The sequence below is a fragment of the Chryseobacterium sp. KBW03 genome (assembly GCF_003852415.1).
Classification (GTDB): domain Bacteria; phylum Bacteroidota; class Bacteroidia; order Flavobacteriales; family Weeksellaceae; genus Chryseobacterium; species Chryseobacterium viscerum.
This window is the reverse complement of the sequence record NZ_QAJO01000005.1, coordinates 691,307-707,705: the sequence shown is the minus strand read 5'-3', so window position 1 is coordinate 707,705 and position 16,399 is coordinate 691,307. Positions and strand designations below refer to the sequence as shown.

The 16,399-nt window shown below is 35.4% G+C and carries 15 protein-coding genes; 10 read left to right on the top strand and 5 right to left on the bottom strand.

Annotated elements, in window-relative coordinates; genetic code table 11:
* Positions 1-349 precede the first annotated feature (349 nt).
* The 3 genes from DBR39_RS24600 to hmpA are packed head-to-tail and all read right to left on the bottom strand — an operon-like array spanning position 350 to position 2,198.
* On the bottom strand, positions 350-559 hold the full coding sequence (locus DBR39_RS24600) for a DUF2798 domain-containing protein (RefSeq protein WP_124534319.1): 210 nt from the start codon (positions 557-559) through the stop codon (positions 350-352).
* Positions 540-989 (bottom strand): Rrf2 family transcriptional regulator, encoded by a 450-nt coding sequence (locus DBR39_RS14710; RefSeq protein ID WP_124534317.1) that lies wholly within the window; start codon positions 987-989, stop codon positions 540-542. The genes DBR39_RS24600 and DBR39_RS14710 overlap by 20 nt, the downstream gene beginning before the upstream one ends.
* A gap of 6 nt (positions 990-995) precedes the next feature.
* Positions 996-2,198: an NO-inducible flavohemoprotein gene (gene hmpA, locus DBR39_RS14705; protein WP_124534315.1), complete on the bottom strand. Its 1,203-nt coding sequence runs from the start codon at positions 2,196-2,198 to the stop codon at positions 996-998.
* Positions 2,199-2,634: 436 nt separating this feature from the next.
* On the opposite strand from hmpA, the gene DBR39_RS14700 reads away from it, so the two are divergent.
* Both DBR39_RS14700 and DBR39_RS14695 read left to right on the top strand, forming a co-directional pair.
* Positions 2,635-4,362 (top strand): ABC transporter ATP-binding protein, encoded by a 1,728-nt coding sequence (locus DBR39_RS14700; protein ID WP_124534725.1) that lies wholly within the window; start codon positions 2,635-2,637, stop codon positions 4,360-4,362.
* 44 nt (positions 4,363-4,406) lie between these two features.
* Positions 4,407-5,360, top strand: coding sequence for a helix-turn-helix transcriptional regulator (locus DBR39_RS14695; RefSeq protein WP_124534313.1), 954 nt, complete (start codon positions 4,407-4,409; stop codon positions 5,358-5,360).
* A gap of 227 nt (positions 5,361-5,587) precedes the next feature.
* Here the strand turns inward: DBR39_RS14695 and DBR39_RS14690 are convergent, their stop codons facing one another.
* Positions 5,588-6,079 (bottom strand): DinB family protein, encoded by a 492-nt coding sequence (locus tag DBR39_RS14690; RefSeq protein ID WP_124534312.1) that lies wholly within the window; start codon positions 6,077-6,079, stop codon positions 5,588-5,590.
* Between the two features lie 172 nt (positions 6,080-6,251).
* Between DBR39_RS14690 and DBR39_RS14685 the strand changes: the two genes are divergently transcribed.
* The 6 genes from DBR39_RS14685 to DBR39_RS14660 all read left to right on the top strand — a co-directional run bounded on the left by DBR39_RS14685 (position 6,252) and on the right by DBR39_RS14660 (position 13,472).
* Positions 6,252-6,836: a hypothetical protein gene (locus tag DBR39_RS14685; RefSeq protein ID WP_124534310.1), complete on the top strand. Its 585-nt coding sequence runs from the start codon at positions 6,252-6,254 to the stop codon at positions 6,834-6,836.
* A 329-nt stretch (positions 6,837-7,165) separates the two neighbouring features.
* Positions 7,166-9,586 carry a TonB-dependent receptor plug domain-containing protein gene (locus tag DBR39_RS14680; RefSeq protein ID WP_124534308.1) on the top strand — a complete coding sequence of 807 codons (2,421 nt, stop codon included), beginning with the start codon at positions 7,166-7,168 and terminating at the stop codon, positions 9,584-9,586.
* Positions 9,587-9,781: 195 nt separating this feature from the next.
* On the top strand, positions 9,782-10,351 hold the full coding sequence (locus DBR39_RS14675; protein ID WP_124534306.1) for a cob(I)yrinic acid a,c-diamide adenosyltransferase: 570 nt from the start codon (positions 9,782-9,784) through the stop codon (positions 10,349-10,351).
* Positions 10,341-10,988, top strand: coding sequence for a thiamine diphosphokinase (locus DBR39_RS14670; protein WP_124534304.1), 648 nt, complete (start codon positions 10,341-10,343; stop codon positions 10,986-10,988). Before DBR39_RS14675 ends, DBR39_RS14670 begins: the two co-directional genes overlap by 11 nt.
* A 91-nt stretch (positions 10,989-11,079) precedes the next feature.
* Positions 11,080-11,955 carry a tyrosine-protein phosphatase gene (locus DBR39_RS14665; RefSeq protein WP_124534302.1) on the top strand — a complete coding sequence of 292 codons (876 nt, stop codon included), beginning with the start codon at positions 11,080-11,082 and terminating at the stop codon, positions 11,953-11,955.
* A gap of 122 nt (positions 11,956-12,077) precedes the next feature.
* The gene (locus DBR39_RS14660) at positions 12,078-13,472 is read left to right on the top strand and encodes an arginine decarboxylase (protein ID WP_124534300.1); all 1,395 of its coding nucleotides are present in this window, start codon (positions 12,078-12,080) and stop codon (positions 13,470-13,472) included.
* Positions 13,473-13,679: 207 nt separating this feature from the next.
* Here the strand turns inward: DBR39_RS14660 and DBR39_RS14655 are convergent, their stop codons facing one another.
* Positions 13,680-14,339: an HAD family hydrolase gene (locus tag DBR39_RS14655; protein ID WP_124534298.1), complete on the bottom strand. Its 660-nt coding sequence runs from the start codon at positions 14,337-14,339 to the stop codon at positions 13,680-13,682.
* A gap of 210 nt (positions 14,340-14,549) precedes the next feature.
* Between DBR39_RS14655 and speB the strand changes: the two genes are divergently transcribed.
* Positions 14,550-15,407: an agmatinase gene (speB, locus tag DBR39_RS14650; protein ID WP_124534296.1), complete on the top strand. Its 858-nt coding sequence runs from the start codon at positions 14,550-14,552 to the stop codon at positions 15,405-15,407.
* A 70-nt stretch (positions 15,408-15,477) separates the two neighbouring features.
* Positions 15,478-16,320, top strand: coding sequence for a bifunctional helix-turn-helix domain-containing protein/methylated-DNA--[protein]-cysteine S-methyltransferase (locus tag DBR39_RS14645; RefSeq protein WP_124534723.1), 843 nt, complete (start codon positions 15,478-15,480; stop codon positions 16,318-16,320).
* Positions 16,321-16,399: the final 79 nt, after the last annotated feature.

The window sequence follows — 16,399 nt, the reverse complement described above, 5'->3', positions numbered from 1 at the left end:
TAAAAAGAAAAAATATGCTTACAATATCTGGGCAGGTAACTTTGATTCAAAGGTGCAGTTCCAGGGATTTGTAGATGAAAATTTCAAACAATTTGATGATCTCAGATTGATGTACGGATTTGAGGATATTAGTTTTGCTTCATTAGCTAACTCTGAAATCGAGCATATCTTTAATGATGTGGTAGATAAGAATGCCAACAACTCATTTGTTTTCCAGAAAAAAGAAATCAACAGCCAGTATTCTCTGGAACAGGCAGGAGCAGAGTCTAAAGAAGCCAGCAGAAAAGAACTGCATTACCTTACGACTTATATGTATGAAGGATAAGCACAACTGTGCGGTAAAAATTCTTTAAGGTGTGTTTTTATTTCTTCTGATGGCTTTCCAATAAGGAAAAATGAGAATATTGAAAACTAAAGTTATAGTCAGTGCAATGCACCAGGACTCTAACCAGTTATAAATAAAATATTCATCATAGACCTTTTCATTATGGTGTAATGAAGTGAGCGTAAAAGTAATGATTGCTGTGATAAACAGACTCTTAAGTATTGTTTGCTGCATTCTTTTGATTGGCAAATATAATTTCCCAATTATTAAAAGCGAGGTCAGATAAATGATGCTGATTCATACTGTCGATGAAAGCTTGATAAGCGGTATCTAAAAATGATTTTAGTTTGCATTCATAGGAGACAAATACACACGATTTTGAAAAACAATTGATGATTGGGGTATCATCTTGTTCCAATAGATGTATAAGATCACCTAATCCTGTTTTATTGGCTTTCTCAGAAATGGTAATTCCGCCATTTTTCCCTCTTTTTGTTATGACTAGCTCTTTTTGAGATAAAAATTGAACCACTTTAATAAGATGATTACGAAGAATATCAAGTTTTTCGGACAATTCATCCAAAGAAGATGAAGAAGCCTTATCATTTTGATTTAAATAGATTAAGACCCGTAAACTATAGTCTGTAAAATGGTTCAGTTTCATTGATTGTTAATTTAGATGAAGCAGTTGAGGCCCAAATTCTTCATAAAGGATATCTTCTTTGGCAATGCCTAACTGTAGTAAAGAATTATATTGAGCTTTAATAAATGCTTCGGGGCCACAAATATAATACTTTGCATTATCAATAAGAATTTCCTCCTTGATTTCATGTAAGTCTATTCTCCCTTTTTTGACAAGATCAGAATGGTTGTCAACCGTTTCATAAAAAATATGAGTGGTTAGCCATTGATTGTTTGTGTTCAAGTGGTTCACATGATCTTTAAAAGCATGTACTTTTTCATCTCTGCAGCTATGAAGCCAGACTACAGTATTGTTTTGCAGCGTGTTCTTTTGAGTTTCCAGCATACTCAACAATGGAGTAGCGCCTACACCACCGCTTATAAGTACCAGTGGATCTTCAGATACAGGATTGGCATGAAAAACTCCGGCTGGAGCACTCACCCATATTTCATCACCTATTGCCTTTTGATGTAATATATTAGAAACAACCCCATCAGGCAAACTTTGATTATTTTTTTCTCTTTTTACCGAAATTCTATAATGTTCAGGATTGAAAGCTGAAGACAGGCTATATTGTCTGGGTTGCTCGTGCCCCAATGCAGGAATAAATGTTTTTATCGAAATATATTGACCCGGCAGGTAATCTGCAATTGATTTATTATCCATGGGTTTTAGATAGAACGATTTTATTTCATCGCTTTCCTCTACAATATCTGCAATGACAAAAGCTCTCCAGCCTTTCCAGCCTCCTTCTTTTTTCAAGGTAGATGCATAGAGTTCATGTTCGATAGAGATCATAATTTGAGCTAATTCATTATAAGCTTGTGTCCATGCTTCTATAAGCTCATCACTAGCTGCCTCTCCTAAAACTTCCTTGATTGAGGAAATCAGATGGAGACCTACAATATCGTATTGTTCCGGACTAATATTTAAGCTTACATGCTTATTTCCGATAGATTTTAAAACATTGATGAGAACTTCCGGATTTTCAATCTGCTCAGCATAGGCTAGTACAGCTCCGGCTAAGGCATTTTGCTGTTTTCCACTTGCCTGATGGCTCATATTAAAAATGTTTTTCAGTTCAGGATTATGCGTAAACATTCTTGTATAAAAATGTTTTGTTAAATCTGTTCCATTGGTTTTTAAAACTGGAACTGTTGCTTTTACAAGTGCTTTTTGGTTAGTATTCATCTGGTCTTTTTTTATATGATGGTACAAATGTATAAAAAAAATCCTAATTGTTGTATTTAAAATACAACAATTAGGATTGAAATGTTTTCATCAAAAAATTAGCTCATACAATAAGCGCAGGTATTTGGTGGATCTGATGATATTATTTCTACAATTTCCAAAGAATGTGTTTTCAAAGGAGGGAAGAATGTATTGTATTTTCCATAATGAATGGATGAAATGATGCAGCCCATTTTGAAAACAAGGAATTAAAAATTTTTAGTCCCAATAGAAAAAACAAGTCGTATTAAGTTGGCTATTTCTATGAATTGTTTTAAAAAAGGTTTAATTTTACTAGGCTCTATAAACAACATTAATGGCAAACCCTTTCAACAGAACCGTTACTTTATTCGGAATCTACAAACAGCTTGTTCCATTCATCAGACCTTACCGGCTAATGATTTACGGAACCCTGTTTCTTACTTTTCTGGGAGCTCTGGCAGCACAGGTAAACCCAATTGTTTTGAAATATACAGTAGATGAGGTCACCAAACTTACCCATCTTCCGCACCCGATGACAGAAGGAGTTCATATTCTCATTATTATTTCCATTATTTTATTAGGAAAAGAGCTGTTGAATATTTTTATCAATTTTGGACAGAAATTTTATGGGGAGAAGATCAGAATCAATGTAAGTTCAGTATTGGCTCAGTCCGCTATTGATAAAATTTTAACCTATAGAGTCGCCTATTTTAACGATGAAAATCATGAATCCGGGAAATTACAGATAAGAATAGACCGAGGAATCGAAAGTCTGACAAGATTGGTTCAGAACTTTTTCATTGATATTCTGCCTCTTTTTTCCAATGCGATCATTGCACTTATCATTATGTACATGCAGAATGTATATGTGGGGCTTGTTTCCACGATTATTGTTCCTATTTATTTTTACATCAGCTCCCTGCAGGCTAAAAAATTAGGTGGAGTACGCCGTCAGCTTAGGAACCAAAGGGAAAAAAAGACATCCGGACTTCTGAACCTGATCAATTCAATTATGGTGATCAAAAGTTTTGTCCGTGAAAAATTTGAAGGAAAAAAACAATACGATCTTCAGATGCAATTGATGGAAAGCCAGATGATCACCCGCAGAACCAACTTTATTTATGATGGTTTAAAAACATTTCTTGAACAATTTGGCGTTGTTCTGATTATCCTTCTAACCGTTTATCTCGTTCTTGACCAGCAAATGACAATTGGTGCGATCATGCTTCATATTATGCTTTTTAACAATGTTTCTGCACCTATTCGCCAGTTGCATAGGATTTATGATGATATGAATGATGCCATGATTTATGCTGAAGGCTACTTTGATATTCTGAATGCAGATAACGAAACTGAACAGAATGGAAATTTTACGGAAAAAGAAATCAAAGGAACTTTTGAATTGAAAAATGTTGATTTTACTTATCCCAACGGTACAAAAGCCTTGCATGAGGTCTCCATGAAAATTGAAAATGGAAAGACAACAGCTTTGGTAGGATTGAGCGGTGCAGGAAAGTCAACGATTATTAATCTTTTATGTAAATTTTATCTGCCCGATTCCGGAGAAATTCTATTGGATGGAGTGAACCTTAATGAGTTTGACAATACTTTTCTAAGACGTGATCTGGGGCTTGTACTTCAAAAGAATCATATTTTCCAGGGAAGTATTGAAGATAATATCCGCTATGGAGACATGAATGCAAGTTTTGAAGAAATTCAGCAAGCCGCCAAAAAGGCTTATCTGCATGAACAGATTATGGATCTTCCCGAAAAATACAAACACGATGCTACTCAGCTTTCCGGGGGACAGCAGCAGAGAATTGCCATTGCAAGATTATTCCTCAAAAATCCTCCGATCATCTTTTTGGATGAGCCTACAGCTAGTCTGGATGCCATTGCCACAGAACAGATCAAAAACTCCCTGGATGCAATAAAAGAAGGAAGAACTGTTGTTATTATTTCCCACTCGCTGTCACAGATTCTGGATTCCGATATCATTTACGTAATGAAAAAAGGAAGAGTAGTTGAGAACGGAACGCATGATGAACTTTACAATAAAGAAGGAACCTACCGTGAGATTTTCGATGCGTCAGCCCGCAGTTTGAACCTCGATAAACTGGTGAATACTTTTAAAGATAATTAAATAAAAAGCTTTACCTCAAAAAAGAATTTTAGCTTTGTTGTATAATGAACGATCACTACCTTAAAAAACTCGATCGGGTGACGGCCATCCTTACCCAATTACAGTCGAAGCCCATTGTTCGGGCGCAGGACCTGGCTGAAAAATTCGATGTAAGTATCAGAACCATTTACCGTGATGTAAAAACCCTTGAAAATGCAGGTATTCCTATCGTAGGAGAAGCAGGTAACGGCTATTCTTTAATGGATGGCTATAAGCTTCCCCCGATTATGTTTACCAAAGAAGAGGTCTTAAGTTTCATTACTGCTGAAAAGCTGATGCAGAAATTTTCACACCAAAGCTTAGGAAACCATTATCAGGCGGCTATGGAAAAAGTGCGTTCGGTGCTAAAGCATTCTGATAAAAACTTGATTAAAAATATTGAAAAACAGATCGATGTTTTCAGTTTTCATACCGATTCCGGAGACTCTCTTAAAAATGTGATTCCTATTATTCTGGAAAGTATTGCAGAAAAAACTCAGCTGACTATAAAATACCAGACCGTAGACGGAAGAGTGAACAACAGAACGATAGAAACAGTGGGGATGTTTTTTGAGTTTAATTTTTGGTATATCATGGCATACTGTACGCTGAGAAAAGATTTCAGACAGTTTCGTATCGACAGGATTTTAGAAATTTTAAAAACTACGAATCCTTTTCTGCAGGAATATGGTCAGGTGAATGATTACCGGAAAAAATCAAATGGGAATAAAGTCAAAGCTAAAATTTTGGTAGACAAAAAGATCATGTCTCATCTGGTAAATTCTAAAAAATACTACGGATTGATAGAAGAGGAAGAAACAGAACAAGGGGTAGAGCTTACTTTTGAAACCGAATGGATTAATGACGGATTTCCCCGTTGGCTGGTTACTTTTGCAGATTATGCCACTGTTTTGGAGCCGGAAAGTCTTCGTACACGATTGAAAGAACTGCTCGTAAAAATGGTCGAAAGACATCAATAATAAACCCCAACAAGACAGCTGTTGAGGTTTAAAGACTTAATTGAGGCAAATAAATGAAATGGTTAATAAGCTAAGGGTAAAAAAGCAAAAAAGCTAAATTTGTTGTGTCGCAAAAATGAAATAAGCTTTGTTTAAATTGAAGAAAATCACAATAATAAATGACATCGCAGTTGTAATTTTTCTCAGTAGTTTTTGCTTTTTTGCAATTTTACCTTTCTGTTTTTTTATTAGAATCTTTCCCAGAAGAATGGCGGCTCGATTCCCAAAGCTCTCAGATAAACATATCCTTGTCCACGGTGATGAACTTCGTTGTCTACAAAATAAAGAACATTTTGGTATACCGGGAATTCATATTGTCCGAATAAATTGAAAGTCTCCTGAAAACGCTCTTCAGAAATCAAATTGAAATAATGGTTGATCACTTCTGTCTCTTCATCCCATTTTTTTAAGAGTTCTTCTTTAGTCTTTGGATTGAAAGCCTCTTCATTGTAAGCTTCCATATTTCCTTCAACAATTCCTTTTAAAGCGGGTCCGCCAATATTGATCAGCTCTAATGCCAGTTTGGCAAACGGTCTCATGCCACCTATTGAAAATTCAAATAAATCTTTTTCAGGAAAAGATTCAATCACTCTTCTCGTTAGGTTTCTATGGCCTTGCCAGTCATTTAATAGCTGTTCGGAAGTCATAAATTGTTTTGTAGCAGTTGCTGTAGTTGTCATAATTGTATGGTTTTTGTTTGTTGTTGATACAAAGGTAAGAGTAGGTAATGACAACAGTTTGTCAGTAGTATTTTTGATATTGAAAAAATATTTTTTCTTTGCTAAAATATCCGGACCTACTTTTCCGTTAGAAGAAAGGATATTAATAAATGAAATCGCTATTATTAGAATTATGAAGAAGTATATTTTGCCCGTTATCACCACCTTTTTATTAGTATCATGCAATAAGATTGAGGAAAAAATTGACCAGACTGTTCAAAAGACAACCGAAACAGTGCAGCAAAAAGCACAGCAGGCTGTAGAAGAAACAGTAAAGAAAACAGTCAATGAATCTATAAATTCTTTAACCAATTCCGAGGATGTTAAATTTAATGCCGTTTTCCCTGGTACTGGAGCTTCCATTGTTTCTGAAGAGAAAGGAAAAAAAGTTAAAATTCCAGGAAGACCCGAAGGCTATATTTTTAAATATAAAGCAGACATTGCGGTGTTGCTTCCGTTTTTGGAAGGCCAGCCTACTTCCGATGAAAGTAAATCTGATAAAACTGCCCGTAAAATTGATGGACAAAACATTGTTGATAAAATAAGTTTTATGTCCAAATTCCTTCCTGACAATACGTTTGATACAAGTATCCTGGAAGATATAAAATCCGATAAAAATATTCAATACTATAAATTGAAAAGATTTCCAAAAAGTAGTACAATTATCTACAACCCAAAAAATCAGACCATCATACAATACGTAGAGGTAAATAAATAATTTGGATATGGCCGGTTTTCCGGCCATTTTTTATGGTCATTGCGAACCATAGGTAAAGCAATTTCAACCTATTGAAATGACTCATCAAAAAAAAATAAAATCATTATTATTTGTAATTTTAGTTAATTATTTTTCATATAGAGTAGAACATTGTTGCTATTTTTCTTTTTTAGATTATTAATAAGCAACTTTATACTTTGTAAATCAATTCTTATTTTTGTAAATCAACAATATTTTATTTATTTGAAGGAGAAATTTTTATCATATGTTTGATTTTTATGTTTTGTATTTAATTTTTATATAAATTTATTTAATTATTAATACTTGACATGAAAAAGAAAATCTTTAAAAAAAAAATTTATGCATTAGTATTGAGCGGAGCTGGTACTATGGCATATGCTCAGGAAACTGTAAAAGAAAACAATATAGATGAAGTTGTAGTTACTACGGGGAGAACTAAACCCAGAACCATCATTACCTCTGCAATTCCTATTGATAATATTTCGGCTGTACAGCTAAAATCTACAGGGCAGATTACTTTTGATAAAGCTTTGACGTATGCTGTACCCTCTTTTAATTCATCACAGCAAACTGTTTCTGATGCAACGGCTCACTTTGATCCTGCAGATTTAAGAGGATTAGGACCTTCCAGAACATTAGTTTTGGTGAATGGTAAAAGAAAAAATCAAAGCGCTTTAATTTATGTAAATGATACACCGGGAAAAGGTGAAGTAGGTACGGATCTGAAAAGCATTCCGTCAGCAGCTTTACAAAACGTAGAAGTATTGAGAGATGGTGCCTCAGCACAATATGGTTCTGATGCTATTGCAGGAGTGATTAATATTATTCTTAAAAACAGTGTTGGGAAAAGTACAGTCAATCTTTTTTCTGGTATTACTTCAAAAGGAGATGGCTTTAATATCGGAGCAGATTTTAATACAGGAATCAGGGTTGCAAAAAATGGAAGTCTGAATCTTACACTGGGATATTCTTCCCAAAATAAAACGAACCGTGCAGGTTCTATTACAAAAGATGAACTTTTTGGTGTGGATAATGCCTGGACGCAGGCTAATCCTGGTTTAGGAATGATCATAGGGCAGCCGGAGACAAGAGTTGCCAATATGTTTGTAAATTTTGAATTGCCAACAAGTGAAACGGGAAAATTTTATGCTTTTGGTGGTACAACTTACAGGAATGGAACTAGCTATGCTTTGTATAGAACACCCTATTGGGTAACTTCAGATTTTGGTTTATTAACTCCAAAAGGGCAGCCTTACAATGGATTTCAACCGGAATTTAAAACCGATGTTTATGATTATAATTTAACCTCCGGATGGAAAGGCATGTTTGGAAAATGGAGTTTTGATGGTAGTGCAACCTTTGGCTCTAATGCAGTAAATTATGTTGTAGGAAACACCATTAATACCTCTTTGGGTGGAAATTCACCAACCCGTTTTAAAGCAGGTGGTCATCAGTTTAGTAATATTATCGGAAACATAGATATCAACCGAAATTTTGGTACGCTTGTTTTAGGAGCTGGCGTTGAAGTACGCAATGAAAACTATCAAGCGAAGGCAGGAGAGGAAGCATCTTATATAGGAAGTGGTGCAGAATCATTTCCAGGACTGCAGCCTCAAAATGAAGTCAATAAAAACCGTCAGAATATTGGAGCTTATATGAATGCTGAATGGGATGTTACGAAAAACCTGTTAGTGGGAGGAACTGTGAGATATGAAAACTTTAGTGATTTTGGAAATAATGTTTCCTGGAAAGGAAATGCAAGATATAAGCTGTTAGATGATAAATTGGTTTTCCGTGGGTCTGTTTCTACAGGATTTCGAGCACCTTCATTACACCAGATTTATTATTCCAACGTTCAGACCAAAATTACAGGGAATACTGTAGCTAATCAGGGTACTTTTAATAATGACTCTCAAATTGTAAGATCTGATCTTGGGGTAGCAAAATTAAATGCTGAAAAAGCGTTTAACATTACTGCAGGATTTGCCGTAAAACCTTTTAAAAACCTGACTATTACAGCAGATTATTATAGAATAAAAATTAAAGACAGAGTACTTTTCTCAGGAGATATTGGTTACAAAACAGGTGCTCCGGGGAGCCCGGATACAACAAACCCTGTGGAAGTAATATTAGACAATAATAAAATAACTTCCTTGAAGTTTTTTACCAATGCTGTAAATACAGTTACTGAGGGGGTAGATTTCGTGGCTAATTATTATACTTCCTCTATTGGCAAAGGAAGACTGGGAATTATTGCTGCGTTCAATTATAATGAAACTAAGATAGTAGATAATATTGCCGTTCCATCTATTTTGGCTGAAAATGGGTACTCAGAAAACTTTTTTGATAGAAAAGAGCAATCTAGAATTACCTCTGCAAGGCCAAAAACAAAAACTATTCTTAGTCTTTCGTATGACATTTCAAAGTTTAACTTTAATCTTAATAATACTTACTTTGGTTCTGTTACATGGCAGCACGCAACTGATCCGGCCAAAGATCAGACATTTTCTGGTAAGGTAATTACAGACATTGTTTTAACATATAAAATCACGAAAGACCTTAAAGTTTCCGGAGTCGTAAATAATTTATTTAATATTTATCCGGATGTAATAGACAGCAAAGGAGATGTCGTAACAGATCTTGGAGGAAGGTTCAGATATCCTTGGGAGGTAAATCAGTTTGGATTTAACGGAACAATTTTTCAGCTAAATGTTAATTATACTTTTTAATCTATAAAGAAAGGAATTGGTATTTGCTTCGTCATGTTTAACAAAGGGGAAGCAATCTCAAAAGATATAGAACGTACATATGCAAATATTAGCTGACATTAATTCCTAATGTCAGCTAATTATTTTTCAGGCAGAATAGGCAGTTATTGCTACTTTTTACATTGTACTTTATACAAAAAAAAGTATTTTAGTACTATGAAAATTTATACAAAAACAGGAGATAAAGGTCAGACGGCATTATATGGCGGAACAAGGGTTTCCAAAGCCAGTGCCAGAGTAGACAGTTATGGAAATATAGACGAGCTGAATTCATTTATTGGGATTGCAAAAAGTCATATCGAAGATGGAGAAGTGCTGAGACAGCTGAAGAAAATACAGTTTGATTTATTCACCGTAGGTTCAGAAGCTGCAACACCAGTGGATAAGCTAATGCTGGCCAACGGAAAATCACGTCTTCCGATCATTATTTCAGAAACAGAAATTGAAGAGTTGGAGCAATGGATGGATGCTTTTGAGGAAAAACTGGAACCCCTTCAATACTTTATTCTTCCGGGTGGCGGGAAGTCAGCGACTTTTTTACATGCGGCAAGAACCATCTGCAGAAGAGCAGAACGGTCATTGGTATTTTTGAATGAATCAGAGGAAGTACGTCCCGAATTGATTAAATATTTAAACAGACTTTCAGATTATCTTTTTGTATTGGCAAGATATATTTCAAAACTGAACAACGAACCGGAAGAATACTGGAACCCGAATGAGAGATAGAGCATTACTTTTCATCAATGGAGAAGCTCCGAAATCGTTACCCAATTTTGAAAATTATGGCTTGATCGCTTGTACAGACGGTGCTTTTCACTATTTAAAAAGAATGGGATTGCCATTGGATAAACTCGATTTTATTTCCGGCGATTTTGATTCGCACTCCGGCTCAGATGAAGATATGTATCAGGAAAAATTTATCCTAACATTGGATCAGGAAAAAACAGATTTTCACAAAGCTTTGGAAATTATTCAGGAAAGAGGTTTTTCGGAGACTGATGTTTTTGGAGGAAGTGGGGGCGAACAGGATCATTTTTTGGGAAATATTACCGTTGCTTATGCATTTAAAGATCAGATGAATATTAAATTTTATGATGAATTTTCAGAATATTATTTTATTCCCAATGATTTTAAACTGAAAGGTGTAAAAAACAAAATGATTTCTCTCTATCCGTTTCCATCAGTAAATAATATAACCACTCAGGGACTTAATTGGCCTTTGACAAATGAAACCCTAAGTATTACCTCAAGAATAGGAACTCGAAATTTCGCCGTTGAAGATGAGGTTTCCATAGAATACGAATCCGGTGATGTTTTATTATTTGTAGGAATCCGTGAAATAGAATATCCGACAATCTATTAAAAGGATCTAATTATCAATAGAAGTGGGCTTTAGCCCATTTGATAAAAAATATACGAATCCACTGGCTTTAGCCAAAACTTATTAAAAACAATTGAATACATTAATCAAAATATCAGTTTTCACCATTTCATTATGCTGTATTTTCTCATGCAAAACACAACATTTTGAAACCCCTGAATATGGGAAAAATGAAACTGAAAAAGTAATTCAGATTAAAAAAGTGAATAATTTCCGGACGGTAGGAAATATTAAAAATACCGAAGGAAGAACTTTAAAATCAGGTAAGCTGTACAGAAGTGCCCATCTTCATAAGCTGAAAAAGAAATCTTTTGATGATATTGAAAAACTGGGCATAAAAGAAGTCATTGATCTTAGAAATTCGAAAGAAATATCTCAAAGCCCGGATCAGCTTCCTGCAGAAACTGTTTATAAAAAATATTCAGCATTTGAAGATGAAGGTGATCAGCTTGCGCAAGCGAAAAAGCTTGTCCTTAAAGGTAAAGTGAACGCTTCCGATGCAGACAAAAGAATGATCGACTTTTACCGTGAGTACGTTACAGAAAATCCGGAAACCATAAAGAGGATTATTACAGAAATTCTGGAATCCAAAGATCCGATTCTTTATCACTGTACGGCCGGAAAAGACAGAACAGGAATTACAACAGCATTGATTCTTACGATTCTGAAATTTAATAAAGAGACTATTTATAACGAATATCTTTTATCCAACAACTATAGGAAAGATCTTGTTCAGAAAAGACTCCGCCTTGCCAATAACCTACATTTCCTTTATCCGAAGATGGATTTGAAGGTGTTGGAAAAACTGAGCTGGGTAGAAAAAAGATACCTTGATGCCGCTTTTGAAGAGATCAACAAAAAGTATGGCTCTACAGATGCCTATATTCAGCAGGTACTGGGCATTTCAGACGCCAAAAGGAATGAATATATTCAAAAGTTTACCTACTGATTATCAGAGATAAATTTTCACAGGATATGATATTGGGTCTTTATTTAAAATTATGATAATTTTAACACCTAAAAATCAAACTTTTTTAGCAATTTTGCATTTCTTAATTCACTTGTTTAGAAATGAAAATAAAGTACTCGGAACTTATTGATCAGACATTATATTTTCCTACAGAGGAATTTAATGTATCTGAGAACAATTTGTTGTTTCACGACGTTCCATTGATGGATGTAGTTGAACAATTTGGCACTCCGCTAAAGATTAGCTATCTGCCGAGAATTTCTCAAAATATCCAGAAAGCCAAAAGCTGGTTTAAAGAAGCTTTTGAAAAAACCGGATATAAAAAGAATTATACCTACTGCTATTGCACAAAATCCAGTCATTTCAATTTCGTATTGGAAGAAGCATTGAAGAACGATATTTCGATAGAAACATCATCTGCTTATGACATGGATATTGTAAAATCTCTTTATGAAAAAGAGAAGGTAGATAAAAACATTGAAGTAATCTGTAATGGTTTCAAAACGGATGATTATCTGACAAAGATTTCAGATATGATCAATAACGGTTTTGAAAATATTACTCCGATTCTTGATAATTACAGAGAATTGGACAAACTTACCGAAAGCATTGATTCTACATTTAATATCGGAATCAGAATTGCATCAGAGGAAGAACCGAAGTTCGAATTCTATACCTCAAGATTAGGAATCGGATATAAAGATATCATTCCTTACTACAGCCAGAAGATTGCTGAACACCCGAATGCAAGATTGAAAATGCTTCACTTCTTCATCAATACGGGGATAAAAGATACTTCATACTACTGGAACGAATTATACAAATGTCTTCGTGTATACGCACGTTTGAAGAAAATTGCTCCTGAAGTAGATTCATTGAATATTGGTGGAGGTTTCCCAATCAAAACTTCATTAAACTTTGATTACGACTATCAGTACATGGTAGAAGAGATTGTTTCTCAAATCAAGAAGTTCTGCGAAGAAGAAGGGGTGGAAGAGCCCAACATCTATACTGAGTTCGGTAGCTTTACCGTTGGGGAAAGTGGGGCGAACCTGTATAAGATTATTTCTCAGAAACGTCAGAATGACAGAGAAAAGTGGAATATGATCGACTCTTCTTTCATGACAACGCTTCCGGATACATGGGCGATTTCAAGACACTTTATTATGCTTCCGCTAAACCGTTGGGAAGATACTTATGAAAGAGTATTTTTAGGTGGATTGACGTGTGATTCAGATGATTATTATAACTCTGAGCAGCATACCAATGCCATTTATTTACCGGTTTTCAGCGATACGAAGCCTTTGTATATAGGATTCTTCCATACAGGAGCTTATCAGGAAACGATCGGAGGATACGGTGGTGTCCATCACTGTCTTATGCCTCAGCCAAGACACGTTCTGATTCAGAAAGATGAAAACGGTGAATTACAATACGAGATTTTCCGTGAGAAACAGGAGCCGGAAGATATTTTGAAAATTCTTGGTTATAAATAATAATTTAATCTGTCATTGCGAGGAACGGAAGTGACAAAGCAATCTCTCCTTAATAATCTTAACTACTGAATGAATCTTAATGTTTTAAAATTTAACCATTAAGTTTTTTATTAAGGATTAAGTAAAGTTAAGAATCCTCACTTCGTTCAGATGGCAAAGTACATACAAAATAAAAGCTCTCAGATTAGATTCTGAGAGCTTTTTTATTTAAAAATATTTTGAAACTTTATCCAGTTCCAATTCTTCATAATCAGAAATTACGGTATCTGCCAATGTATAATCCTGATTTTTTGAATGGGGGCTTCTGTAGGCAGCACAGAAAATTTCTGCTCTGTGGGCAGCCAGAATTCCATTGGTGGAATCTTCAATCACCATACAGTTTTCAACAGACTCATTTGCCATATCAGCAGCCAGCAAAAAAACTTCAGGATGAGGCTTTGATTCCTTTAAATCGGCTCCACTGATCTTTCCGCTGAAATATTTCTCAAGCCCGAACTTTTCAAAGACCATATTGATCGTTGTCATCGTAGCAGAAGATGCTAATATCAATTTGATACCATTTTCATGATAATGCTCAATAAGTTGTCTTACCCCCGGGATTAAGTCAAATTCATCATCATTGTAAAAATAATCTTTGAAATGAGATCTTTTGATCTGAGCAATGGTTTCGTAAGTTTGATTTAAATTGAATTCATTAATCAAAGTTTCAGAGACTCTTTTGGTGGAAGCCCCGGTAAAAGAGGTGTATAGCTCTTCGGAAACGGCAATTTCCAGTTCATCAAAAGTTTTGAAATAAGCTTTTCTATGCAATGGTTCTGTATCTACAATTACTCCATCCATATCGAAAAGAACAGCTTTTAAAGGCATATTATGAGTTTTGTACAAAAATAGCTATTTGAGTTGAAAGTGGAAAGGGAAGAGTAACAGGTGATAGGTTTTAAGTAGCAGGTAACAGATAGGCAGGGGAGAGTCTGTAACTCATAAACTCTCTAGCACTCTTACTCTCCAACTCGCAAACTCTTCGTATCTTTGTGGTCAATATTTCAAATTTAAAACATTAAAATTTTTAAATAAAGCATGAGAACATACGCAGGAATTCCCGAGGAAAACGCAACGCTAGAGAATTCGAAAGTAATGTTGGTTACAGTTCCTTACGATGGAACTTCAACATGGGGTAAAGGAGCTGATAAAGGCCCGGAATTATTCTTAGACGCTTCTGAAAACATGGAGCTTTATGACATTGAAACACAAACTGAGCCTTACCTTCAAGGGGTATACCTGGCTGGGGAAGTTTCTGAAAACTCAACTCCGGAAGCGATGACAGAAGCTGTTTATCAGAAAACAAAAGAGCTTTTGAACAATGAAGGAAAAGTATTCACACTATTCGGTGGTGAGCATTCTGTTTCCATCGGATCTATCCGTGCAGTAGGAGAGAAATTTGAAAACCTTACCGTTCTTCAGTTAGATGCTCACACAGACTTACGTCCTGATTTCCACGGTTCTACTTCAAACCATGCTTGTGCTGTATTTGAAGCTAACCAGAAACATAACCTTGTACAGGTGGGAATCCGTTCTATGGATATTGAGGAAGCTCAGTATCTGCCGGAAGGAAGAGTATTCTTTGCTCACGAAATTGCGAACAACGAAAACTGGGTGAATGATGTATTGGAAAAAGTTTCAGGAAATGTATATATTACCATTGACCTTGATGCTTTCGACCCTTCTATCGCTCCTTCTACAGGAACTCCTGAACCAGGTGGATTACAGTGGTACCCAACATTGGAATTATTAAGAAAAGTATTTGAAAAATGTAACGTAGTGGCATTTGATATTGTAGAATTAATGGATTCTCCGATGGCTAAGCCAACAGCTTTCCTGGCGGCTAAATTATATTACAAAATGCTTGCTTACAACGATATTTATAACAACAACTAATATTCCGCAAGAATCGGATTTTTTCTGTCATGTATTCTTTGGAAATTTGTGAGGTAAAAACAATAGTATGATGTCCACACAAAGTCAGATAGATTATAACAGAATTGCCAAAGCGATAGAATATATCCAGAGCAATTTCAGGCTTCAGCCAAGTTTGGAGGAAGTGGCAGAAAATATTCACTTGAGTCCGGCCCATTTTCAGAAGATCTTTACAGATTGGGCAGGAACAAGTCCTAAGAAATTTTTGCAGTTCATCAGTCTTGAACATGCTAAAAATTTGTTGAAGGAAGAAAAAGCAAGTTTGTTTGATACCGCTTATGAGACAGGACTTTCCAGTACCAGCAGGCTTCATGATCTGTTTGTAAAGATAGAAGGAATGTCTCCCGCAGAATATAAAAACGGCGGAAAAAGCCTCAGTATTTATTACAGTTTTTCCGAAAGTCCTTTCGGAAATATATTGGTAGCTTCCACAGAAAAAGGAATCTGCTATATGGCTTTTGAAGACGATAAAGAAACAGCATTAGGGGAGCTGGAAAAGAAGTTCCCCAATGCTTCTTTTATTGAAAAACAAGATGCACTTCAAAAGAACGCACTGTCCATATTTGATAAAGACTGGACGAAACTCAACACAATAAAATTACACTTAAAAGGTACCGATTTTCAGCTTAAGGTCTGGGAAAGTCTGTTGACAATTCCGATGGGAAAACTGTCTACATATGGCAGCCTGGCAGAAAAAATTGGAAATCCTAAAGCATCCAGAGCAGTAGGAACAGCCATAGGAAGCAATCCTGTAGCATTTCTTATTCCATGTCACCGCGTGATACAGTCTACCGGACATCTCGGCGGGTATCGTTGGGGAATTGAAAGGAAACAGCTGATGATGGGCTGGGAGGGTTCACAAATCTATTCATAAACTTATTCTTTTATAAAATATCATTTTTCGATAGATTCAGTTTGGGTTTATTGATCAAAAACCGATCATGTAATTTATG

Coding starts and splice junctions, on each gene's coding strand:
- DBR39_RS24600 (WP_124534319.1), bottom strand. CDS start 559: ATGCAGCAAACAATACTTAAGAGTCTGTTTATCACAGCAATCATTACT.
- DBR39_RS14710 (WP_124534317.1), bottom strand. CDS start 989: ATGAAACTGAACCATTTTACAGACTATAGTTTACGGGTCTTAATCTAT.
- hmpA (WP_124534315.1), bottom strand. CDS start 2,198: ATGAATACTAACCAAAAAGCACTTGTAAAAGCAACAGTTCCAGTTTTA.
- DBR39_RS14700 (WP_124534725.1), top strand. CDS start 2,635: ATGATTTACGGAACCCTGTTTCTTACTTTTCTGGGAGCTCTGGCAGCA.
- DBR39_RS14695 (WP_124534313.1), top strand. CDS start 4,407: ATGAACGATCACTACCTTAAAAAACTCGATCGGGTGACGGCCATCCTT.
- DBR39_RS14690 (WP_124534312.1), bottom strand. CDS start 6,079: ATGACAACTACAGCAACTGCTACAAAACAATTTATGACTTCCGAACAG.
- DBR39_RS14685 (WP_124534310.1), top strand. CDS start 6,252: ATGAAGAAGTATATTTTGCCCGTTATCACCACCTTTTTATTAGTATCA.
- DBR39_RS14680 (WP_124534308.1), top strand. CDS start 7,166: ATGAAAAAGAAAATCTTTAAAAAAAAAATTTATGCATTAGTATTGAGC.
- DBR39_RS14675 (WP_124534306.1), top strand. CDS start 9,782: ATGAAAATTTATACAAAAACAGGAGATAAAGGTCAGACGGCATTATAT.
- DBR39_RS14670 (WP_124534304.1), top strand. CDS start 10,341: ATGAGAGATAGAGCATTACTTTTCATCAATGGAGAAGCTCCGAAATCG.
- DBR39_RS14660 (WP_124534300.1), top strand. CDS start 12,078: ATGAAAATAAAGTACTCGGAACTTATTGATCAGACATTATATTTTCCT.
- DBR39_RS14655 (WP_124534298.1), bottom strand. CDS start 14,339: ATGCCTTTAAAAGCTGTTCTTTTCGATATGGATGGAGTAATTGTAGAT.
- speB (WP_124534296.1), top strand. CDS start 14,550: ATGAGAACATACGCAGGAATTCCCGAGGAAAACGCAACGCTAGAGAAT.
- DBR39_RS14645 (WP_124534723.1), top strand. CDS start 15,478: ATGTCCACACAAAGTCAGATAGATTATAACAGAATTGCCAAAGCGATA.